Origin of the sequence: Herbiconiux daphne (assembly GCF_024979295.1) — a bacterium.
GTDB classification, from domain to species: domain Bacteria; phylum Actinomycetota; class Actinomycetes; order Actinomycetales; family Microbacteriaceae; genus Herbiconiux; species Herbiconiux daphnes.
Genome location: NZ_JANLCJ010000779.1, coordinates 1 through 530, shown reverse-complemented (window position 1 = coordinate 530; position 530 = coordinate 1). Strand labels below are relative to the sequence as shown.

The following is a 530-nucleotide window of genomic DNA, read 5'->3' as shown; positions in this document are numbered from 1 at the left end:
GTACTGCTGACCAATTACGTCAACAGGCTGAAGAGACAGGTCGTTATGATGTACAGAGAGCCGCTGAGACAGGTATTGCTCAGGGTGTTGCTGCTGAAGGTGCAGGTCAGATTGCAGGTAAAGTAATCGGACGTGTTATGCCTAACCTTGCTAACCGTGCAGTAGGTCAAACATTGACTGCTACTACAGGTGGTGCAGGTGGTGGTGCATCTATGCAGATGATTTCTAACCTTGCGAATGGTAAAGATATCAATGAAGGTGTTGGTGAAGCAGCACTACAAGGTGCAATCGGTGGTTTGGGTGCTCATGCAGTTACCCCTGCTGCTCGTGCCCTAGCCCGTGCCCCTAAGACTCTTCGTGATATTCAGGGTGCAGGTGCAGCAGATTTTGCTCGTCGTTCTAGTCCACTGGCTGAACAAGCAGCTAAAGATAGTGCAGCATTTCAAGCACAACAAGCTGCTCCAGAAGGCCCAACAGTACAAGCAGGTGAAGCAGCTATTCCAGTGGAAGGTGCTGTTCCTCCAGAAGCT

1 protein-coding gene is annotated in these 530 nt (G+C 50.2%); it reads left to right on the top strand.

Features of this window, described 5'->3' with window-relative positions:
• On the top strand, positions 1–530 hold a 530-nt coding region (locus tag N1032_RS27645), incomplete at both ends, for a hypothetical protein (protein ID WP_259543932.1).